Origin of the sequence: Sphaerisporangium sp. B11E5 (assembly GCF_039871875.1) — a bacterium.
GTDB lineage: Bacteria > Actinomycetota > Actinomycetes > Streptosporangiales > Streptosporangiaceae > Sphaerisporangium.
In genome coordinates, this window is record NZ_JBDPMD010000004.1 from 188,575 (window position 1) to 207,071 (window position 18,497).

An 18,497-nucleotide genomic window follows, 5' to 3' on the forward strand; every position below is an offset into this window, starting at 1 on the left:
CCCCGGCGCGGTGATTGGGCATAAGCTGGATCAGTGCCGCGCTCCCAGCCGCGCAAGCGGGCGACCATCCGCGAGGTGGCTCAGGCGACGGGCCTCTCTCCGGCGGCCGTCTCGTACGCCCTGCGCGGCATGCAGGTGTCGGAGGAGACCATCGAGCGCGTGCGTCAGGCCGCCGCCGAGCTCGGCTACGAGGCCGACCCCATCGCGCGGGCGCTCGCCAGCGGGCGTACCGGCATGATCGGGCTGCTGTGCGGGTCCCTGGAGGACCTGTGGCAGCAGTCCCTCGCGGTCGGCATCGGCCGCTCGCTGCGCGAGAAGGACCGCTACGCGCTGATCCTCGACGCCGCCGGCGACCCCGCCCGGGAGCGCACCCTCGCCCACCAGCTACGCGACCAGCGTGTCGACGGCATGATCGTCCAGCCGGTGGACCCGGCCGCCGCGATGTGGGCCGAGCTGGCCGAGACGCTGCCCGTGGTCGCGATCGGTGACGCACTCACCGGGGCGCGCACGGCGGGGGAGGTGGTGTTCGACAACCGGCGCGGCGTGACGATGGCCCTGGAGTACCTCAAGGAGAACGGCCACCGCCACATCGCCGTGCTGACGCCGACCCGGCCGAGCACCCCCGACCGGCCCGCCGACGTGCACGTCACCGCCGAGGCCGAGCGGCTCGGCCTGCGCATCGACGTGGTGACCGCCCCGCAGGGCCTCGCCGCCACCACCGAGGCGGCGTGCGGCGTGCTGAGCTCCGCAGACCGGCCCACCGCGGCGTTCTGCTTCTCCGACTCCATCGCCTACGGCGTCTACGCCGCGGCGTCCGAGCTGGGCCTCGCCGTCCCCGGCGACGTGTCGGTCATGGGGTACGACGACCACCCGATGTCCGGGCTGCTCACCCCCGCGCTCACCACGGTGGACTGGGACATCGACGGCATCGTGCGGGCCGCGGTGCGCCTGGTGGTGGCGGCGGCCGACGGGCGCAGCCGCAGGCGCCGCATCATCCAGGCGCCCGCGCTGCGCGAACGCGGCTCGGTGGGGGTGCCGTCCTGAGTCCCTGGTCCTCAGTCCTCGTTGAGGCCGAGGAGCATGTCGAGCAGCCAGGTGATGACGCCGACCAGCAACGCCCCCCAGAAGGCGGCCCAGAAGCCGTCCACGTTGAACGGCAGGTCGAGCTGGTCGGCGATCCAGCTCGTGAACAGCAGCAGCAGCGCGTTCACCACGAGGGCGAACAGGCCGAGGGTCAGTACGTAGAAGGCGCAGCCGATGGTCTTGATGATGGGCTTCAGCACGGCGTTCACCACACCGAAGATGAGCGCGACCGCGAGCAGTGTGGCGGCCGTCATCGCCGTGGTGCCACCGCTGACGGTGATCCCCGGGATCAGTTGCGTGGCCGCCCACAGGGCCCCCGCGACGATTATGATCTTGACAATGATCTTCACGCCCTGATGGTGGCACGGGGCGCACGATGATCGGTAGGGGCGGAAGACCAGGTGAGGGCAGGAAAAGGCGTATCGGAGCTACCGGATCTGCATATCCCTCAGATCCGCGGGAAAGGGGTGAAAGAGGGGTGATCCTTAATGGAAATGGACGAGCTGCAGGCACTTTCGCCGAAGGAGTTGCACGACCGCGCGGTGCGCTACGCCGTGGCGCACGGCGACCTCGGCTTCCTGTGGGATCTCCTGAAGGTCATCCCCGTCGCGGAGGCCGCCACCGGCCACACCGAGGAGGCCGCCAAGGACCTCAGCCGCTTCTCCGCCCTGCTGAGCGACGCCATGGGTGCCGGCGAGGGCGAACTCGGCGAGGCCCTGCGCCCCGTGTACATCGACTACCTCACGAAGCACCCTGACGCCTGAACCACCTAGGCTTCCCGTATGGCATCGGTCAATGTGGAACGCACCGACGACGGCTTCGTCGCCCGCAACGCCCGCGGCGCGGCCGTCCAGATCGGCAGCAGCGACACCGAAGGCGTCTTCACCCCTGTAGAGCTCCTCCTCGCCGCGGTCGGCGGCTGCAACATCGTCACGGTGGAACCCCTCACCGCCAAACGCGGCCACCGGCTGGCCCGCCTGTCGATGACCGTGGAGGCCGAGAAGGGCGCGCCCAACATCCTGGGCCCGGTGACCATCACCTACGAGGTGGAGCTCCCGGAGAACGACCCGGAGGCCGACGAGGTCTTCCGCAACGTGGCCGCCCGGGTCCACGCCAGCTACTGCACCGTGAGCAACACCCTCCAGAAGGGCGTCCCCGTCCACCTGGCCTTCAAGGAATAGGTCGTCCCCCGGCCGGGGTCCCCGCCCCGGCCACACGTCCCTGGATGCCGCACCGTCATGCTTCTGGATGAAATCCGCACGTTGCTGGCCCGGCACGCACGGCCCGACCTGAGCACCCCCATCGACGGCGTACTGATCTCCTGCGTCAAGGAGCCCGCCGGGCCGTCGGCGTCGATGTCCGGCACGGTCATGGCGCTGATCGCGCAGGGCGCCAAACGGCTCGCGCTGGGGGAGCGGGTCTACGAGTACCACGCCGGGCAGTACCTCGTCGCGTCGGTCGACCTGCCCGTCACCGGCCACTTCGTCGACGTCGGCCCGGACCGGCCGGCGCTCGGGTTCGGCCTGACGCTGGAGCCGTCCGCCATCGCCGACCTGCTGCTGCGGGCGTCGTCCGGCGCCGCGCCGCGGGCCGCCACCGCGTCCCCCGGCCTCGCCGTGAGCGACGCCTCCGCCGAGCTCCTGGACGCCGTGGCGCGGCTGCTGCGCCTGCTTGACCAGCCGCGCGACATCGAGGTGCTCGCGCCGCTGATCAAGCGGGAGATCCTCTGGCGGCTGATCACGGCGGAGCAGGGCCCGACCGTCCGCCAGCTCGGCCTGGCCGACAGCAACCACGCCCACATCGCCCGGGCGGTGCGGTGGATCCGCGACAACTACGCGCGGGCGTTCCGGGTCGAGGACGTGGCGCGGCTGGCCGGCATGAGCGCGTCCGCCTTCTACCGCAACTTCCAGGCCGTCACCGCGATGAGCCCCATCCAGTTCCAGAAGCAGATCCGCCTCCAGGAGGCCCGGCTGCTGCTGGCCGCAGGCCCCACGGACATCGCCGCCGTCGGCCACGCCGTGGGCTACGACAGCCCGTCACAGTTCACCCGCGAGTACCGCCGCCTCTTCGGCACCCCGCCGAGCCGGGACGCCGCCCGCCTGCACGACTCGGTGCTCGTCGCCGCGCCGATGTTGCCCTGAGGCGCCAAGCCCGGTCATCCCCCGCGAGTTAGACGGAATCTATACCGTCCGATGACGAGCGCCTCAGGCCCCGGTATGTAGTGTTAAGGCAGGTCAAGGGGGATGCACCGGCGCCCGGGGAACCAGGGCGCACTGGAGCTTTCTGCCACAAGGACGCGGTGGGGGACCGTGTCCGTACTGCGGGACCGCCCGGTGTTTTTGGGGGAAGACACCGGCGCAGGACCGTGAAACCGGGGCCGGGCAGGCGGGGGACTGCCCGGCCCCGACCTTTGCCCGGACCTGTTGCCCTCTCTCCTCCTTCCCGCATCCCGGTGATCCCGTGTGAGGACCGCCGTTCGCGATCATCTTCGGCGGTGCTTCGGTGCCCGGTGGCGACGTCGTGATCATGGGCGGGTGAGGGCCGCGGAGAGCGCTGGGTGGGTGTGGCGCACCCCCGGACCGGCTGGCAAATGCCGTAAATATAGGGGTTTGGGGTGCTTTGGTAGATCTTATAATGCTTTGTACACACATCGTTTGCTTTGCCCTGACTTGGAGGGTAAGGTTTTACCTACATCGGGTGGTGACCTGGTCTTCAGCCGGAAGGCCGCCACCCGGCGTCGAATCCCAGAAGGGCCCTGTGGGGCCTGGAGGGAGCCGGGGACCCAATCAACATTGGGGTGAATCCGTGGGAAAGCGAACGCAGACCCGCGGTAGGGCGACTCTCTAGCCCGAACCCGTCAGCTAACCCGGTAGACGTCATCGGAGAGGAGACCCGAGTGGAGCACCCCACTCCCCCCAAGCTCAATGCCCGGGTGACCTGACCCCGGATCTCGCCGTCAGAAGCGGCGGAAAATCGGCTTACAAGCAGCCGTCCACCCCAGGCGAGCCCGTCTCGCCCGCAGTGTGACGTGGTGGCGCATCTCCGCCACCGCTGACCGGCCCTTTACGTGACAACGCGCCTTAGTGCCGCGATCTCCAGCCAGGCCCACGAACGCCACGGTCTTGAGAGCGCTGTCCCATACCCGCACCGGTGACCCCACGCACACCGGCTCCGCGGCTCCGTGTCTTCTGATGAAAGATCCTGCCACCCCATGACCTTTCTCCGTAGCTGTTCGAAGAAACGCATGGCCTGCGGCGCCGCCGGCGCGACCCTGGCCCTCACCTCCATCTTCTGCGCGAACGCCGTAGCCGCCCACGCCCAGAAGCTCCCCCCTCCCGGTGCCTCCACCCGGATCGTCCCCCCCATGCTCCTCCAGGGCTCCACCAAAGCCTCCTACTTCTGGGACGACGCCTCCGGCCGCGCCGGCGACACCGGCCTCCCCGCCATCGGCAAGCCCATGCAGAAGGGCCTGTTCGCCAGCCCGAGCTGGCCCCTCGGCACCGAGGGCTACATCGTCTACAAGGACAAGGAAGCCCCCTTCTTCATCGGCGACCGCGGCCCCGGCATCCCCTCCGAGAACGGCGTCATGCTCGACATCGACGCCAAGACCTTCGCCGAACTCACCGGCGGCACCTTCAACTCCTCGACCCTGATGGTCCAAGGCTTCGACGCCGGCCACATCGAGGTCAGCTACGTGATCACCAAGTGGGGCAACGGCCCAGGCAAGAAGAACCACCCCGTCCCCTTCAGCGAAGGCGCCTGGAGCCAGATCGACAACAACCCCGCCCCCGCCCCCGCCAACTGACCCCCACCCCGCCGATGTGCGCACCCCCGCCACTACTGCTAAAGTCGCCGTAGCCGATGCGCCGCTAGCTCAGTTGGTTAGAGCAGCTGACTCTTAATCAGCGGGTCCGGGGTTCGAGTCCCTGGCGGCGCACCCAGCAGTACGCCATTGAACTGGGCATTCTCCACCACGTGGAGGATGCCCAGTGGTGTTTCGGTACCTGTGTGGGCTCGTTGTGCCCTCATGTGTCGGGGAACTGGCTCGTGACACCGCGATGCCGCCTGCGGCGGCGCCGGGCGTAGAACCCGCCGGTCGAGATCGGGCCGGACTTCGTCGGCTCCCTGGACGGCTGAACTGATCAGGAACCCGGGGATCACGAAGAAGACGTCGACACCGGCGTATCCGCCCGCCCGCAGCGGGACACCGCAGTGACTCAGCACCACGAGGCCGAGCGCGACGTCCGCTTTCATGGACTCCGTGTCGTTGCCAGGGGTTTTCAGGTGGTCCGGTGCGCGGAGGGGCGGTTGATGCGAGAGCCGGGCCATTCGCGGCCCGTCTCGGGTGCGGCGGAGTTCGAAGCGATCTACTAGCGTCACAGTCACCGCCCGCTTGCGACAGTGAACAAGGAAGTAGGCAGTTCTCCATCGAGCCGGACGGCTTCACACCAGGGAGTGTTCATGAGCAGCACGCTGGTACTCGTTCACGGCTTCTGGCACGGCTCTTGGTGCTGGAGCGAAGTCATCCTCCGTGTGGTGGCGGCCGGGCGCCTGGCCGTTGCGGTGGACATGGTGGGGCACGGGCTGTACGCGCGGCGTCCTCGGTGGTTCAGTGCGCAGTCGTACGATCCCGGGGCAGTCGGTACGGAGCTTTCGCCGGTGGGGGACGTGAGTCTTGACGACGCGGCCGGGTTACTTACTGCTCAGATCAAGTGGATCGGTGGTGGTGGGCCGGTCACGGTGGTCGCCCACAGCGCGGCCGGGCCCGTGCTGACCCGAGTGGCGCAGCGGACGCCCGAACTGGTCGCGCACGCGGTGTATCTTTCCGCGTACATGCCGTCGTCCGGTGTCCCGGCTGTGGCGTACACGCGGATGCCCGAGGCCGCCGATGACCACGTCGCGCCGTTGTTGCAGGGCGACCCGGCGCGGATCGGCGCGCTGCGGCTGGACTTCGCCACAGATGACGCGGCTTACCGGCGGCGGCTTCACGAGGCGTTCTACGGTGACGTCGACTCGGTCCTCGCCGACGCCGCCACCGGCCTGCTGACGCCTGACGGTCCGCTCGGCGTCATGCTCGGCACCACCGACCTGACCCACGACGGCTGGGGGTCGGTGCGGCGCACGTACCTCACCTGTGCCAGGGACATGGCGATCAGGCCGGCCCTGCAGGCGAGGTTCATCGCCGAGGCCGACGCGGCCTTCCCGGGCAACCCGACCTCCGTCGTCGCGCTCGACGCGTCCCACTCGCCGTTCCTCTCGATGCCCGACGTGGTGGCCGACATCCTCACCGCCATTGGCTGACACGAATCCGATAGGCGACAATCGCCGGGTAGCGCGGGAATCGCAGTCGGGCCCCCCACGGGAGAACCAGGCGATGCTTCTGGGTCGTCGTGCCGAGCGTGAGGCGATCGAAGGGTTGATCGCCGACGCGCGGGCGGGGCGCAGCGGTGTGCTGGTGGTGCGTGGCGAGGCCGGCATCGGCAAGACCACGCTGCTGGAGTACGCCCGCGGCGCCGCGCCGGAGTTCCGGGTGGAGCGCGCGGCCGGTGTGGAGTCGGAGATGGAGTTCGCGTTCGCGGGCTTGCATCAGTTGTGCGCGCCGATGCTGGACTGGCTGGGTGCGCTGCCCGATCCGCAGCAGGCCGCGCTGGGGGTGGCGTTCGGGCTGCGTGCCGGGGACCCGCCGGATCGGTTCCTGGTCGGGCTGGCCGCCTTGAGCCTGCTGGCGGAGGTCGCCGAGGAACGGCCGCTGCTGTGCCTGGTGGATGACGCGCAGTGGCTGGATGAGGCGTCCGCGCAGGTCCTGGCGTTCTTGGCCCGGCGGGTGGAGGTGGAGCGGGTGGCGCTGGTGTTCGGGCTGCGCGACCCGGGCCGGGGGGACGTGTTCACCGGGTTGCCGGAGTTGCGGGTGGACGGGCTGGAGGAGGGGGACGCGCGGGCGTTGCTGGCCGTGGCGGTCCCGGCGCCGCTGGACGAGGGGGTGCGCGACCGGGTCATCGCCGAAGCGCGCGGGAACCCCCTGGCGCTGCTGGAGTTGCCCCGCGGCGCGGAGCCGGGGCATCTGGCGGAGCTGGCGGGCGGCTTCGGGCTGCCGGACGCGCTCGGGGTGCCCGGCAGGATCGAGGACGGATTCCTGCGCCGGTCGGCCGGGCTGCCGGCCGAGACGCAGATGCTGCTGCTCGTCGCGGCGGCCGAGCCGCTGGGGGAGGCGGCGTTGCTGTGGCGCGCCGCGGAGCAGTTGCGGATCAGTCCGGAGGCGGCCGGGCCGGCGGAGGCGGCGGGGTTGGTGGAGATCGGTGCGCGGGTGCGGTTCCATCATCCGCTGGTGCGCTCGGCGGTGTACCGGGCGGCGGCGCCGGCCGACCGCCGCCGGGCGCACCGTGCGCTGGCCGCGGTGACCGATCCGCGGGCCGATCCCGATCGGCTCGCCTGGCACCGGGCCCAGGCCGTGCTGGGGACCGACGAGACGGTCGCGGTGGAGCTGGAACGTTCGGCGGGCCGGGCACGGGCACGCGGCGGCCTGGCCGCGGCGGCGGCGTTCCTGGAACGGGCGGTGGTGCTGACCCCCGAACCCGCGGACCGGGCACGGCGGGCGCTGGCGGCCGCGCAGGCCAAGCACAAGGCCGGTGCGTCCGACGCCGCGCTGGAGTTGCTGACGGTCGCGGCGGCAGGGCCGCTGGACGCGTTGCGACACGCGCGGGTGGAGCTGCTGCGCGCCCAGATCGCGTTTCACTCCACCCGGGGCAACGACGTGCCGGGGGCCCTGCTGCACGCGGCCAAGACGCTCGCCCCGCTGGACGCGGCGCTGTCCCGCGAGACCTACCTGCAAGCCCTGGAGGCGTCGATCATCGCCGGACCTCTCGGCCGCGGTCGCGGGGTGCTGGAGGCGGCCGAAGCCGTCCATGCCGCACCCGCGCCACCCGGGCCGCCGGGGCCGGTCGACCTGTTGCTCGACGGGCTGGTGACCAGATACACGCGAGGCTACGAGGCAAGCGTGCCCAGCCTGCGGCAGGCCCTGGAGGCGCTTGGCGACCAGGGACCCCGCGCCGCGGACGACGACCGCCGCTGGCTGTGGCTGGCCTGCCGCGTCGCGGTGGGGCTGTGGGACGACGAGCATGCCTACGTGCTGGCCGACCGCAACGTCCGGCTGGCCCGCGAGGCCGGAGCGCTGGCCGTGCTTCCCCCCGCGCTCTACGTCCTCGCCGGCGTGCTCATGCACATCGGCGAGCTCGCCCACGCCGCCGAGCTGGCCGCCGAGGAGGCCGCGATCACGCGGGCGATCGGGGCCGCGCCGCTGCCCCACATCAGGCTCCTGCTGGCCGCCTGGCGCGGCCGGCGGGCCGAGACCGCCGAGCTGTACGCGGCCATGGTCAAGGACGCGACCGGCCGGGGCGAGGGCAGAGGGGTCACCGTGGCCCAGTACGCACTGGCGGTGCTGCACAACGGCCTCGGCGACTACGACGCCGCGCTCGCCGCCGCGGCGGGGCCGTGCGACTCCGACGAGCTGGTGCACAGCAGCCTGGCGTTGCCCGAGCTGGTCGAGGCGGCCGTCCGCGCGGGCCAGCCGGACCGCGCGGCCGCCGCGCTCCAGCCGCTCGGTTCGCGAGCCCGTGCCGCCGGCACCCAGTGGGCCCTCGGGCTGGAGGCGCGCTCACGGGCGCTGATGAGCACCGGGCCGGCCGCCGAAGCACTGTATCGCGAGGCGATCGAGCGGCTCGGCGAGTGCCGGATGGCGACCCACCTCGCCCGCACCCACCTGGTCTACGGCGAGTGGCTGCGCCGCGAACGCCGCCGCCAGGACGCGCGCGAACAGCTTCGCACCGCACACGAACTGCTGTCCGGCATGGGCGCCGAAGCGTACGCGGCACGCGCCGCACGCGAGCTGCGCGCCACGGGCGAGCGGCCGCGCAGCCGGACCGCCCAGCCGGCCGACGCGCTCACCCTCCACGAACTGCACGTCGCGCGGCTGGTGGCCACCGGGGCCACCTCCAAAGAGGTCGGGGCGCAACTGTTCCTGAGCCCGCGGACCATCGACGCGCACCTGCGCAGCATCTTCCGCAAGCTCGGCATCACCTCCCGCCGGCAGCTCAGGAACCTGCACCTTCCCTGACCCCTGGGCGGGATGCATAGGCGACGTTCGCCGATGCGGCCGCGGGGCGGCGACGGCGAGCATGAGCGCGTGCGTCCCGGGACCGCCGCGCCGACCCGGGAGTCCTGTCCGCACCAGAACCGTCACCGGGAAGGCGCCATGCCTCGATCAGTGCTCCCTGAACGGCTGTACCCCGCCGCACGCCGGGCGATGAGGAGGTGGACACGGCGGACCGCCGGATTATCGGCCCTGGTGATGGCCGCCGGGCTCCTCGGTGCCGTGTCGCCCGCACAGCCCGCCGTCGCGGCTGTGACGCAGAATGCGATGACGTGGAATCTGCACGCGAACGGCGACAACGTAGCAAAAGTCCCCGGTTTGATGAGAGACCATGACGTCACCGTCGCCGCCCTCCAGGAAGTGGTCAACGGCGGCACCGACAACAGATTCATGGACCTACTTCCCGTGAACCACGACGTGCCTCATCTCAATCCGGACGGTACTCGCTCGACCCCGCAGAACTGGAGGGTCGCGACGTACACGCTTCCCGGCAACGGGGGAACCGCGTTCGTGATCCACACCCTTTCGCACAACCGCCGGCTCGCGATCGTCACCACAGTGCCCGGCGTCGACGTCTCCAGAGACGTACACGTCCTCGACGTGCGCTCGGACGCGCTCGACAACAGGTTCCGGAAAGCCCTGGGAGTGAGAGTCGGCAACACCTGGTACTACTCCATCCACGCCTCCACTGCCCCGAAGCGTGCGAACAACAACGCCGACACGCTGGTCGAGGACATTTCCCGCCTCCATGGGACGGCCGGTTTCGACAGTGATTGGGCCGCGATGGGGGACTGGAACCGGTTCCCCGACGAGGATTCGGCTGCATACAAGGCGAAGCTGAACGGCCTGACCGCCAGGGACAAGCTCAGGTTCCCGGACGAACAGGCGGCGTTGAAGAGCGTCGTGGAGCTCGATCCAGGCGAACGCATCATCTCGTCAGGTGCGAGAACCCACAACAAAGGTGGCGAGTTCGACTACATGGTGGCCAGGGGAGCCGATGAGGAGTACCGGGCCGTGCGTTCGGAGGGACGGCACGGATCCGATCACTACCCGGTGTTCTTCAGGGCCGACGACGGCGATCCGGACACCTGTACAGGTGGCACGACGCCGGTGGCGGCGAACGCGGCCCGCGCGGTCGCCCTGGACGTCTGCCCCCTGGACGACGAGCTGCCGGGCGCGGCCGTCGCGATGGGTGACAGCTACATCTCCGGTGAGGGAGGGCGCTGGCAGGGCAACGCCAACACCGCGTCCGGGGGTGATTCCTGGGGCACCGACCGGGCCGCCGACGGCACCGAGGTCTATGAGAAGAACGCGGACGGCAGTGACGCGTGTCACCGCTCCGATGTCGCGGAGATCAAGGGCGCGAGCATCGCCTCGCTCCCGCGGGAACGCAAGTTCAACATCGCGTGCTCGGGGGCCGAGACCAAGCATCTGCTCACCGAGACCTTCAAGGGGGAGAGGCCCCAGATCGAGCAGCTCGCCGACATCGCGGAGAACCACGTGGTGGACACGATCGTGATATCCATCGGCGGTAACGACCTCAACTTCTCCAGCATCGTGAAGAACTGCGCGACGGTGTTCATGCTCGGGCAGCCCCCGTGTCACGAGGAAGCCGACGAGCAGCTCAGACGCCGGTCGGGCGACGTGGGCCGGGCCGTCTCCCGCGTCCTTTCCGCCGTCCGCGACACCATGATCGAGGCGGGCCAGGATCAGGGCAGCTATCTGCTCATCGTCCAGTCCTACCCCGCTCCGCTGCCGCCCGCCCAGGAGATGCGGTACCCGGGCGACCACTATGACCGGTACACCGAAGGCGGCTGCCCCTTCTACGACGCGGACGTGACCTGGACGCGCGACGGCGCCATCAGGCAGATCAGCGACATGCTGCGCGGCGCGGCCCAGAAGGCGGAGGCGGCCTTCCTCGAACTGAAGGACGCGTTCAGCGGGCATGAGCTGTGCGCGAAGGGCGTCTATCAGGCGACGTCCGAGAATTCGCTGAGTTATCCGCCCAAATACCGAGAAACCGAGTCGGTACGGTTCGTCCATGGGGTGACCACGCCGGGTGTCACGGCGGAGGACATCCATCCGAACGCGTACGGCCAGAAGGCCCTCAGCAAGTGCCTCACAGACTTCGTCCGTAGGCTGCGCACGCAGGACGTGCTGGTCTCCCCGTGCATCGGCTCGCCGCACTCGACGGACCAGGTGTTCCTGTCCGGTTCACCCGTCCACAGCGCTTTGTGGACCGCGGACGCCTGGAGAGGCGACGGCAGCCGGATGGCCGACCACTACATCACCCATCGCGGCGAATACGCCCGGTTCAATCCGGATGCGAATCTCGATGGTTCGATCCCTCCGGGCCGGCTGGAGTTCAGCCGCGACGTCGACGGGCACCTCGGTGAGGTGCGGGCCATCGGCGACGACTGGCCGAGTCTGCGCGGCACCCGGTTCGCCGACCGCATCGACACCTCCATCGAGCTGACCGCCGACGGCAAGCGTCAGCTTCTGCTGTTCAGCGGCGGGGAATACGCGCGGGTCGAGATGGAGGAGGGCACGGACGACGACGTCCTTGTCCGAGGCCCCGTTCCCATCACCGAGTACTTCCCCCTGTTCCAGGGCACCCACTTCGAGTTCGGCCTCTCCGCCGCCGCCGGGGACGGCGTCGACCGGGCGCTGGTCTTCCACAAGCACATGATGGCGGTGGTGAGAGTCTCCATCGACCGCCTCGACGACAGCTGGATCCATGAACCGGCCCAGACCGGCATCGCGATACCGGCACTGGCGGGCAGCGATTTCGCGACCAACGTGGACGCGGCGCTGCTGCGGCACAACATGGGTCCAGGGATCGTGGTCGATCTCGTCTCCGGCACCCGGGTGGTGACGGTGCTGGTGAACATGGACGACCTGGCGCAGAGCATGATCTTGGACCCGGCCATGGAACTCACGGACAAGTGGCCGAGCCTGCGCGGCAGCATCTTCGACTGGACCGGCGGAGGACCTCCGGACGGGCTGCACGGAGGCGGGCTGAACCTGCAGATCGGCGCGGGCGTCCCCTACGACAGGAGCGGCGACGCCCGCGGGTTCAAGCCGCAGGTGCCGGGCGGGCACGCCCAGTGCCGCCCGGAGGGACTCGCCGCGACCCGCGGCGTCGACACGCCGTACTGCCAGGTGTACGACGCCGACGGCCGTGAATGGCTGGGCGGGGACGGACGCGACAAGCGGGTGGTCGGCTACTTCACCGGCTGGCGCACCGGCGAGAACAACCAGCCGCGATACCTGGTGCCGAACATCCCGTGGTCGAAGGTGACCCACATCAACTACGCGTTCGCGAAGATCGAGAACAACAGGATCTCCATCGGCGACCCCGACGATCCGAAGAACCCGGCCACCGGCCTGACCTGGCCCGGCGCCCTCGGGGCGCAGCCCGACCCGGTCCTGCCGTACAAGGGGCACTTCAACCTGCTGGCGACCTACAAGAAGAGACACCCACAGGTCAAGACGCTGATCTCGGTGGGCGGCTGGGCCGACACGCGGAACTTCTACGCCATGGCCACCGACGCCGACGGCGGCGTGAACCAGGCCGGCATCGAGGACTTCGCCGACTCGGTCGTCGAGTTCCTCGGTCGCTACGAAGCGGCGTTCGACGGCGTGGACATCGACTACGAATACCCGAGCGCACTGCCCAAGGCCGGCAACCCGGCCGACTGGGAGCTCTCGGACCCGCGCCGCAGGGGCCTGCAGAAGGGCTACAACGCGCTGATGAAGACACTGCGCGAGAAACTGGACCGGGCCGGCGCGGAACGGGGCCGCTATTACCTGCTCACGTCCGCGGCCTCCGCCTCGGGCTACCTGGTACGCGGTTACGACGCCGGCGAGGCCCTGCGGTACCAGGACTTCGTCAACCTCATGACCTACGACATGCACGGCTCGTGGAACCACTTCGTGGGCCCGCAGGCCCCGTTGTACGACGACGGGAAGGACAACGAGCTGAAGGCCGCCCAGTTCTACACGACCGAGGAGTACGACAAGACCGGGTACTTCAACGTCGACTGGGCCTACCACTACTACCGCGGCGCGCTGCCACCGGGCCGGATCAACATCGGCATCCCGTACTACACCCGCGGCTGGCAGAACGTGTCCGGCGGCTCCGACGGCCTGTGGGGCACCGCGTCCCTGCCTGACCAGGGGCGGTGCCAGCCCGGCACCGGTCCCGGTTCCGGCGCGGCCACCCCCCAGCCCTGCGGCGACGGCGCGCTCGGCATCGACAACATCTGGCACGACCTGGGCGGGGCCGGCCAGGAGGTGGCCTCCGGATCCAACCCGATGTGGCACGCCAGGAACCTCCAGCACGGCACGATGCCGGGCTACCTGCGCGCGTACACCGACCTCGCCACGGAGGCGGGCAAGCTGAAGGGCTCCTACGAGGAGAAGTACGACGGCACGCTCGAAGCCGCGTGGCTGTGGAACGCGGACAAGAAGGTGTTCCTGTCCACCGAGAACGACGCGTCGATCGACGCCAAGATCGAGTACGTCAGGCAGAACCAGCTCGGCGGCGTCATGATGTGGGAGCTCGCCGGCGACTACACCCAGTACGAAAGCGGCGAGTACGGCATGGGCTACCACATGACCACCCGCCTCGACGAGGGACTCCGTAACTCCGGCGGGTACCGGACCACCCGCGCGGGCGAGACCTCGTTGCCCGGCTCCGTGGTCGATGTGCGGGTCGAACTGGTGGACCATCCCACCGGGCCGGACCCGGAGTTCCCCGACGACGACCCCTTCTACCCGATGCGCCCCAAGCTGCGCATCACCAACAACACCGGCACCGCGCTGCCGTCCGGGACCGAGATCGCCTTCGACATCCCCACGTCCGCGCCGCCGCTCCTGAAGGATGTCAACTACCAGGAGTTCGGCAAGAACGTGACCATCGAGGAGGGGCGCAGCGGCAGCAACGCCGGAGGACTGGGCGCCGACTTCCATCGCGTGACCGTCAAGCTCGGCTACTGCGAGGACATCCCGGCCGGCGGCAAGCACGAGATCATCCTGCGCCACTACCTGCCGCTCACCGGCCCGGCCAATGTCACCCTCAGGTCCGGCTCCCGCACCTACGGCTCCACCCAGAACGATCAGAAGGGCGCCACCACCGTCACCCCGGTGATCACCGGCGGGGTCGCCTGCCAGGCCGAACAATGGCAGCGGCACCCCTACAACCCGCACGGCACCTTCGCCTTCGAGAAGGACGGCGCCAACTGGCGGATCGTGGACTGGGTCGGCGGCAATGTCCTGGACCACCCCGCCGACTGGACCGACGTCCACCTGGTCGGGAACCAGCCGGGCAACCAGAACCAGCTGTGGACCGTCGACGAGGACGGCGGCTCCGGCTGGTACCGCGTCAAGAGCCGCGGCAGATGCCTGCAAGCCGACGGGATCCTCACGTCGCTCACCGTGCGCGCCTGCGACGGGCAGCCGCACCAGTGGTGGCAACTGCGCGCCGGCGACGTCAGGGCCACCGGCGCCCCGGCTCCCGGCACCGGTTACCAGCTGGTGTCCTTCGCGGACGACTCCTACGAGCCGGCGTACGTCGCGGAGGGCAAGAACAGCGGCAACCTCCCCGGTACGCCGGCCGTCGCCGGCGACCCCGACGGCACCACCGCGAGCACCGTCATCTGGAACGGCTTCTACTGGCGGGCCAACTGGTGGACCACGTCCGCCGACGAACCCGGCAGGAGCGCCGCCTGGAAGAAGCTCGGCCCCGCCCCCGCCGCTTCCCCGCTCCGGCGGAGCCCGGCTTCGGACGCCGACCGGCTCCAGTCCACCCCGCACCCCACCACCGGCCAAGTCGCGCCACCGGCCGGCCCACGCCAAGGACACAAACCCGACCCGGACATGAAGCCCGCCCTGCCCAGACCCGACGTCCCGTAGAACCCCCAGAACCATCCGACCGGCGCCCCCGTCCCGCCTCACCTCAGGCCGGGACGGGGGCGCCGACGGGTTTGTTCCGGCCCGGGTCCCCCCGGCCGGTCGTGTCCTGGCCGGTGGTGAGTGCCGGGTGTATCGTCGTCGCCGGAGCCGGAAGGGGCCGCCATGCGGCAGGGGCAGCGTGCGGGTGAGTGGGTGCCGGGGGGTGCCGGGGAGCCGTTCGTGCGGGTCGTGGAGGGGGCGCTGTCCCGGGAGGAGTGCCGGCGGGTCGTCGATCTGATGGCGGGGGTGGCGGGGCAGGCGGGGCCGGTGCTCAGGAAGAGCGCCGACGTGGTCGACGTGCGGATGCGGCACTGCCGGGAGCACATGGTCGGCGCGCAAGAGGGGCGTGTCGTCGTGGCGGCCATGGTGCGGGTCGCTTCGGAGGTGCACGCCGGGGTGGGGGAGGAGATACGGCTCGACGGGCCGAAGTTCTGCAGTTACTCGCCGGGGGAGTACTTCCGGGCCCATCGGGACCGTTCGGCGGATCCTCATGACCCGCCCGCGGTGCGGGCCCGGCGGCTGACGGTGGTGTGCGTGCTCAATGACACCGAGCCGGACGGTGGGTTGCCGGTGTTCGACGGGGGGGGCGTTGGTTCTGCATGTGCCGCGGGGCGACGGTGCGGTGGAGGGCAGGGTCGTGCAGCCGGCGGCGGGGTCGCTGGTTGTTTTCGATGCCGGGCTTCTGCACGAGGTGCGGCCGGTCAGATCGGGGACCAGATACTCGGCCATCGGCTGGACCTTCGCCCCGGCCGGGCAGGACGGGTGAATCGTGCCGACAAGAAAGGTCCAGCGATGCGGAATCTGCACGACGACGTCAATGAGCGGCTCGAGGTGCGCGTCACGGACGACGTGCTCGGCGCCTATCGTCCTGAGCTGGCCGGGTTCCTCGGCGCGTGCGGGCTCGGCCGCCTCCTTGAGGAGGTCTTCGTGCCGCTGGCCGGCACGGCGCGTACGCGGACGGCCGTCGCGTACGAGGAGCGTCCGTGGCCGCCGGCCGGGGTCGGGGCGCGGGCGCTGCGCGGGCTGGGGCTCGCGGTCGTGAGCGAGGACGGGCAGGCGTTGCTGACGCCGGTCATCCTGACGCCGCAGCACCGCACGAACATCGGGCTCTCGGCCGCCCTGCTCAAGATCCTCCTGGAGGACCTCGGGACGCAGGACATCGACTGGGTCGCGGTGTTCGTCAACCAGCGCTCCCAGCTCGTCGCCGGGGAACTCGCGAGCGTCGGGTTCGAGCCGCGCGAGGCGCGGGTCGTCACCGGCCAGGCCGAGTTCACCGCGTACGCGGGCAGGCCCGCCGACGTGCTCGAACGGCTGGGGCTCGGCGGCGTCCGGCTGGGTGACGTCCTCGCGCTCAACCTGGAGCGTCCGCTCGTCACCAAGCTCGCCGCGCTTCAGTTCGCGCTGGCAGAAGGGGTCAAGAACTACTGGGCGGACGACCCGCAGTGGGCCGAGGTCTTCCCCGGGCTCATCGACTGGGCGGCGCTTCCCCCCGGCGGGATCACCGGCACGCCGGGGCCGGGTGTCGACCCGATCGACCCCGTGATCGTCATACCGAGGTGACCTCGCGGCCGCCGTCCGTCGACATCGTCATCCGGTCCTATCACCGCGACGAGCGTTGGCTCGCCCTGGCGCTGCGTTCGGTCGAGCTGTTCGTGACGGGTCACCGGGACGTGATCGTCGTGATCCCGCGGACGAGCTCGACGCGCATGGACGTCCCGGCCGGCGTGCGCCTCCACATCTGCCCGGACGCCGACGACGACTACCTCGGTCAGCAACTCACCAAACTGCACGCCGACCTGCTGACCGACGCCGCCCTGATCCTGCACCTCGACTCCGACCAGGTGTTCACCCGGCGGTGCGACCTGCGTGAACGCCTCTGGGAGAACGGGAGGCCGCGCATGGCGTTCTCCAGCGGCGACCGCAGATCGCCCCGGGACGGCTGGCGCCGCTCCCCCTCGGAGTTCTTCGGCCGCGCCGTGCACCACGACCTCGCGGTCCCGCTGCCGCTCGCCGTCCCGCGTCACGTGTACGCCGCGGTACGCGACCACAGCCTGCGCGCCCACGGTGTCCCCATCGAGGAGTACGCGCGCCGGGCGGGCCCCGCCGCGTTCAGCGAGGCCGCCCTGCTGCGCGGTCACGCCTACCTCTTCGAACCCGAGCGGTACGCCTGGCAGGACACCCGCGACGCCGACCCCTTCCCCGAGTGCCTGACCTTCTGGAGCCGCGCCGAGACCCCCGCCTCGGTGGCCCACCGCCTGCCCGGCCCGCTCGCCGCCCTCGCGGCCCGCCCGTGACCAGGACGGCGCCGGCGTCGGTCGTCATCCCCACGTACCAGGAGGGGGACGACCTCGCCGCCACGGTGCGATCGGTCTCAGCGGCGGACCCGCGCCCGCGCGAGATCATCGTGGTCGACGACGGCAGCACCGACGGCAGCACCGACCGGGAATGGCCGGACCACGTCACGATCGTCCGCCGGCCGCACAGCGGCGTCGCTCCCGCGAGGAACCACGGAGCGCGGGTCGCCTCCCAGCCGGCCCTGGTGTTCCTCGACGCCCACTGTTCCGTCGTGGACGGCTGGCTGGATCCGCTCCTCGACGCCCTGGACGAGGAACCCCAGGCCATCGCCGGCCCCGCCGTGCGGGACGCCGGAGACCCCGGCCACGTCGGATGCGGTGCCCAGATCGTGGACCCCCTGTTCACCTACCGATGGCACCGTGCCCCCGCCGGAGGCGGCCCCGTACCGGTGGGTGTGGTCCCCGGAGGCTGCCTGGCGGTCGGCCGGGCGGTGTTCACCGAAGCCGGAGGCTTCGCCCCCTTCACGGGTTTCGGCGTGGAAGACGTGGAGATCGCCCTGCGCTGGTGGCGCAACGCCCGCCCTCTCCTCGGCGTCCCGTCCTCACACATCACCCACCGCTTCCGCCGCACCCCGGCCCACCGCCCCGACCAGACGTCATGGCTGCGCAACATCCTGCGCACCGCCCTGCTCCACCTGACCGGCGAACCCCTGCGCGCCACCGTCCTGGCCTGCGCCCGCTTCGGCCCGTTCCCCGCCGCCATCGCCGACGTCCTCGCCGAGCCCCGGCCGGCGACAGCGGAACTGCGGCCCATCGACTCCTACCTCGACAGGTGGGCCCCGGCGGCGTTCCCGCACGCTGGACGCCACCGGCCGTCCGCGTGACTCTCGCTCGGGCCGCCGTCGCCGATGCCGGAGTAGCGCCGCATCCCGCCGTCGAAGGTGCCGCAGACACGGCGTGGCGCGCGGCGTGGGCTGGGGCGGGCCGGGCTACGCTGCTGTGCGTAACATGATCGACTA

At 70.7% G+C, this 18,497-nt stretch carries 12 protein-coding genes, 1 tRNA gene and 1 riboswitch; of the genes, 12 read left to right on the forward strand and 1 reads right to left on the reverse strand.

All coding sequences use genetic code 11. The features are described from left to right. Window positions 1-33 precede the first annotated feature (33 nt). The gene (locus ABGB17_RS06405; protein WP_347626856.1) at window positions 34-1,044 is read left to right on the forward strand and encodes a LacI family DNA-binding transcriptional regulator; all 1,011 of its coding nucleotides are present in this window, start codon (window positions 34-36) and stop codon (window positions 1,042-1,044) included. An 11-nt stretch (window positions 1,045-1,055) separates the two neighbouring features. On the opposite strand, the gene ABGB17_RS06410 is transcribed toward ABGB17_RS06405, so the two are convergent. Continuing rightward, a complete protein-coding gene (locus tag ABGB17_RS06410; protein WP_347626857.1) occupies window positions 1,056-1,433 on the reverse strand; it encodes a phage holin family protein in 378 nt (125 codons plus the stop codon). A gap of 144 nt (window positions 1,434-1,577) precedes the next feature. Here ABGB17_RS06410 and ABGB17_RS06415 point away from each other — a divergent pair, with 144 nt between their 5' ends. The 11 genes from ABGB17_RS06415 (at window position 1,578) to ABGB17_RS06465 (ending at window position 18,362) form a co-directional block, all read left to right on the forward strand. Continuing rightward, window positions 1,578-1,847 (forward strand): hypothetical protein, encoded by a 270-nt coding sequence (locus ABGB17_RS06415; protein WP_347626858.1) that lies wholly within the window; start codon window positions 1,578-1,580, stop codon window positions 1,845-1,847. Window positions 1,848-1,865: 18 nt separating this feature from the next. Continuing rightward, window positions 1,866-2,264 carry an OsmC family protein gene (locus tag ABGB17_RS06420; protein ID WP_347626859.1) on the forward strand — a complete coding sequence of 133 codons (399 nt, stop codon included), beginning with the start codon at window positions 1,866-1,868 and terminating at the stop codon, window positions 2,262-2,264. Window positions 2,265-2,321: 57 nt separating this feature from the next. Next, window positions 2,322-3,224 (forward strand): AraC family transcriptional regulator, encoded by a 903-nt coding sequence (locus ABGB17_RS06425; RefSeq protein ID WP_347626860.1) that lies wholly within the window; start codon window positions 2,322-2,324, stop codon window positions 3,222-3,224. Between the two features lie 584 nt (window positions 3,225-3,808). Further along, window positions 3,809-3,975: riboswitch (cyclic di-AMP (ydaO/yuaA leader) on the forward strand. Window positions 3,976-4,294: 319 nt separating this feature from the next. Beyond that, the gene (locus ABGB17_RS06430; RefSeq protein WP_347626861.1) at window positions 4,295-4,888 is read left to right on the forward strand and encodes a hypothetical protein; all 594 of its coding nucleotides are present in this window, start codon (window positions 4,295-4,297) and stop codon (window positions 4,886-4,888) included. 58 nt (window positions 4,889-4,946) lie between these two features. Beyond that, window positions 4,947-5,020: transfer RNA gene (locus tag ABGB17_RS06435), tRNA-Lys, on the forward strand. 524 nt (window positions 5,021-5,544) lie between these two features. Further along, window positions 5,545-6,384: an alpha/beta fold hydrolase gene (locus tag ABGB17_RS06440; protein WP_347626862.1), complete on the forward strand. Its 840-nt coding sequence runs from the start codon at window positions 5,545-5,547 to the stop codon at window positions 6,382-6,384. A gap of 73 nt (window positions 6,385-6,457) precedes the next feature. Then, window positions 6,458-9,193 carry an AAA family ATPase gene (locus ABGB17_RS06445; RefSeq protein ID WP_347626863.1) on the forward strand — a complete coding sequence of 912 codons (2,736 nt, stop codon included), beginning with the start codon at window positions 6,458-6,460 and terminating at the stop codon, window positions 9,191-9,193. A gap of 357 nt (window positions 9,194-9,550) precedes the next feature. After that, the gene (locus ABGB17_RS06450; RefSeq protein ID WP_347626864.1) at window positions 9,551-15,145 is read left to right on the forward strand and encodes a glycosyl hydrolase family 18 protein; all 5,595 of its coding nucleotides are present in this window, start codon (window positions 9,551-9,553) and stop codon (window positions 15,143-15,145) included. A gap of 162 nt (window positions 15,146-15,307) precedes the next feature. Further along, window positions 15,308-16,744, forward strand: a complete 1,437-nt coding sequence (locus ABGB17_RS06455) for a hypothetical protein (RefSeq protein ID WP_347626865.1) — start codon at window positions 15,308-15,310, stop codon at window positions 16,742-16,744. Continuing rightward, window positions 16,741-17,478, forward strand: coding sequence for a hypothetical protein (locus tag ABGB17_RS06460; RefSeq protein WP_347626866.1), 738 nt, complete (start codon window positions 16,741-16,743; stop codon window positions 17,476-17,478). The genes ABGB17_RS06455 and ABGB17_RS06460 overlap by 4 nt, the downstream gene beginning before the upstream one ends. Next, window positions 17,475-18,362 (forward strand): glycosyltransferase, encoded by an 888-nt coding sequence (locus ABGB17_RS06465; RefSeq protein ID WP_347626867.1) that lies wholly within the window; start codon window positions 17,475-17,477, stop codon window positions 18,360-18,362. The genes ABGB17_RS06460 and ABGB17_RS06465 overlap by 4 nt, the downstream gene beginning before the upstream one ends. Window positions 18,363-18,497 lie beyond the last annotated feature (135 nt).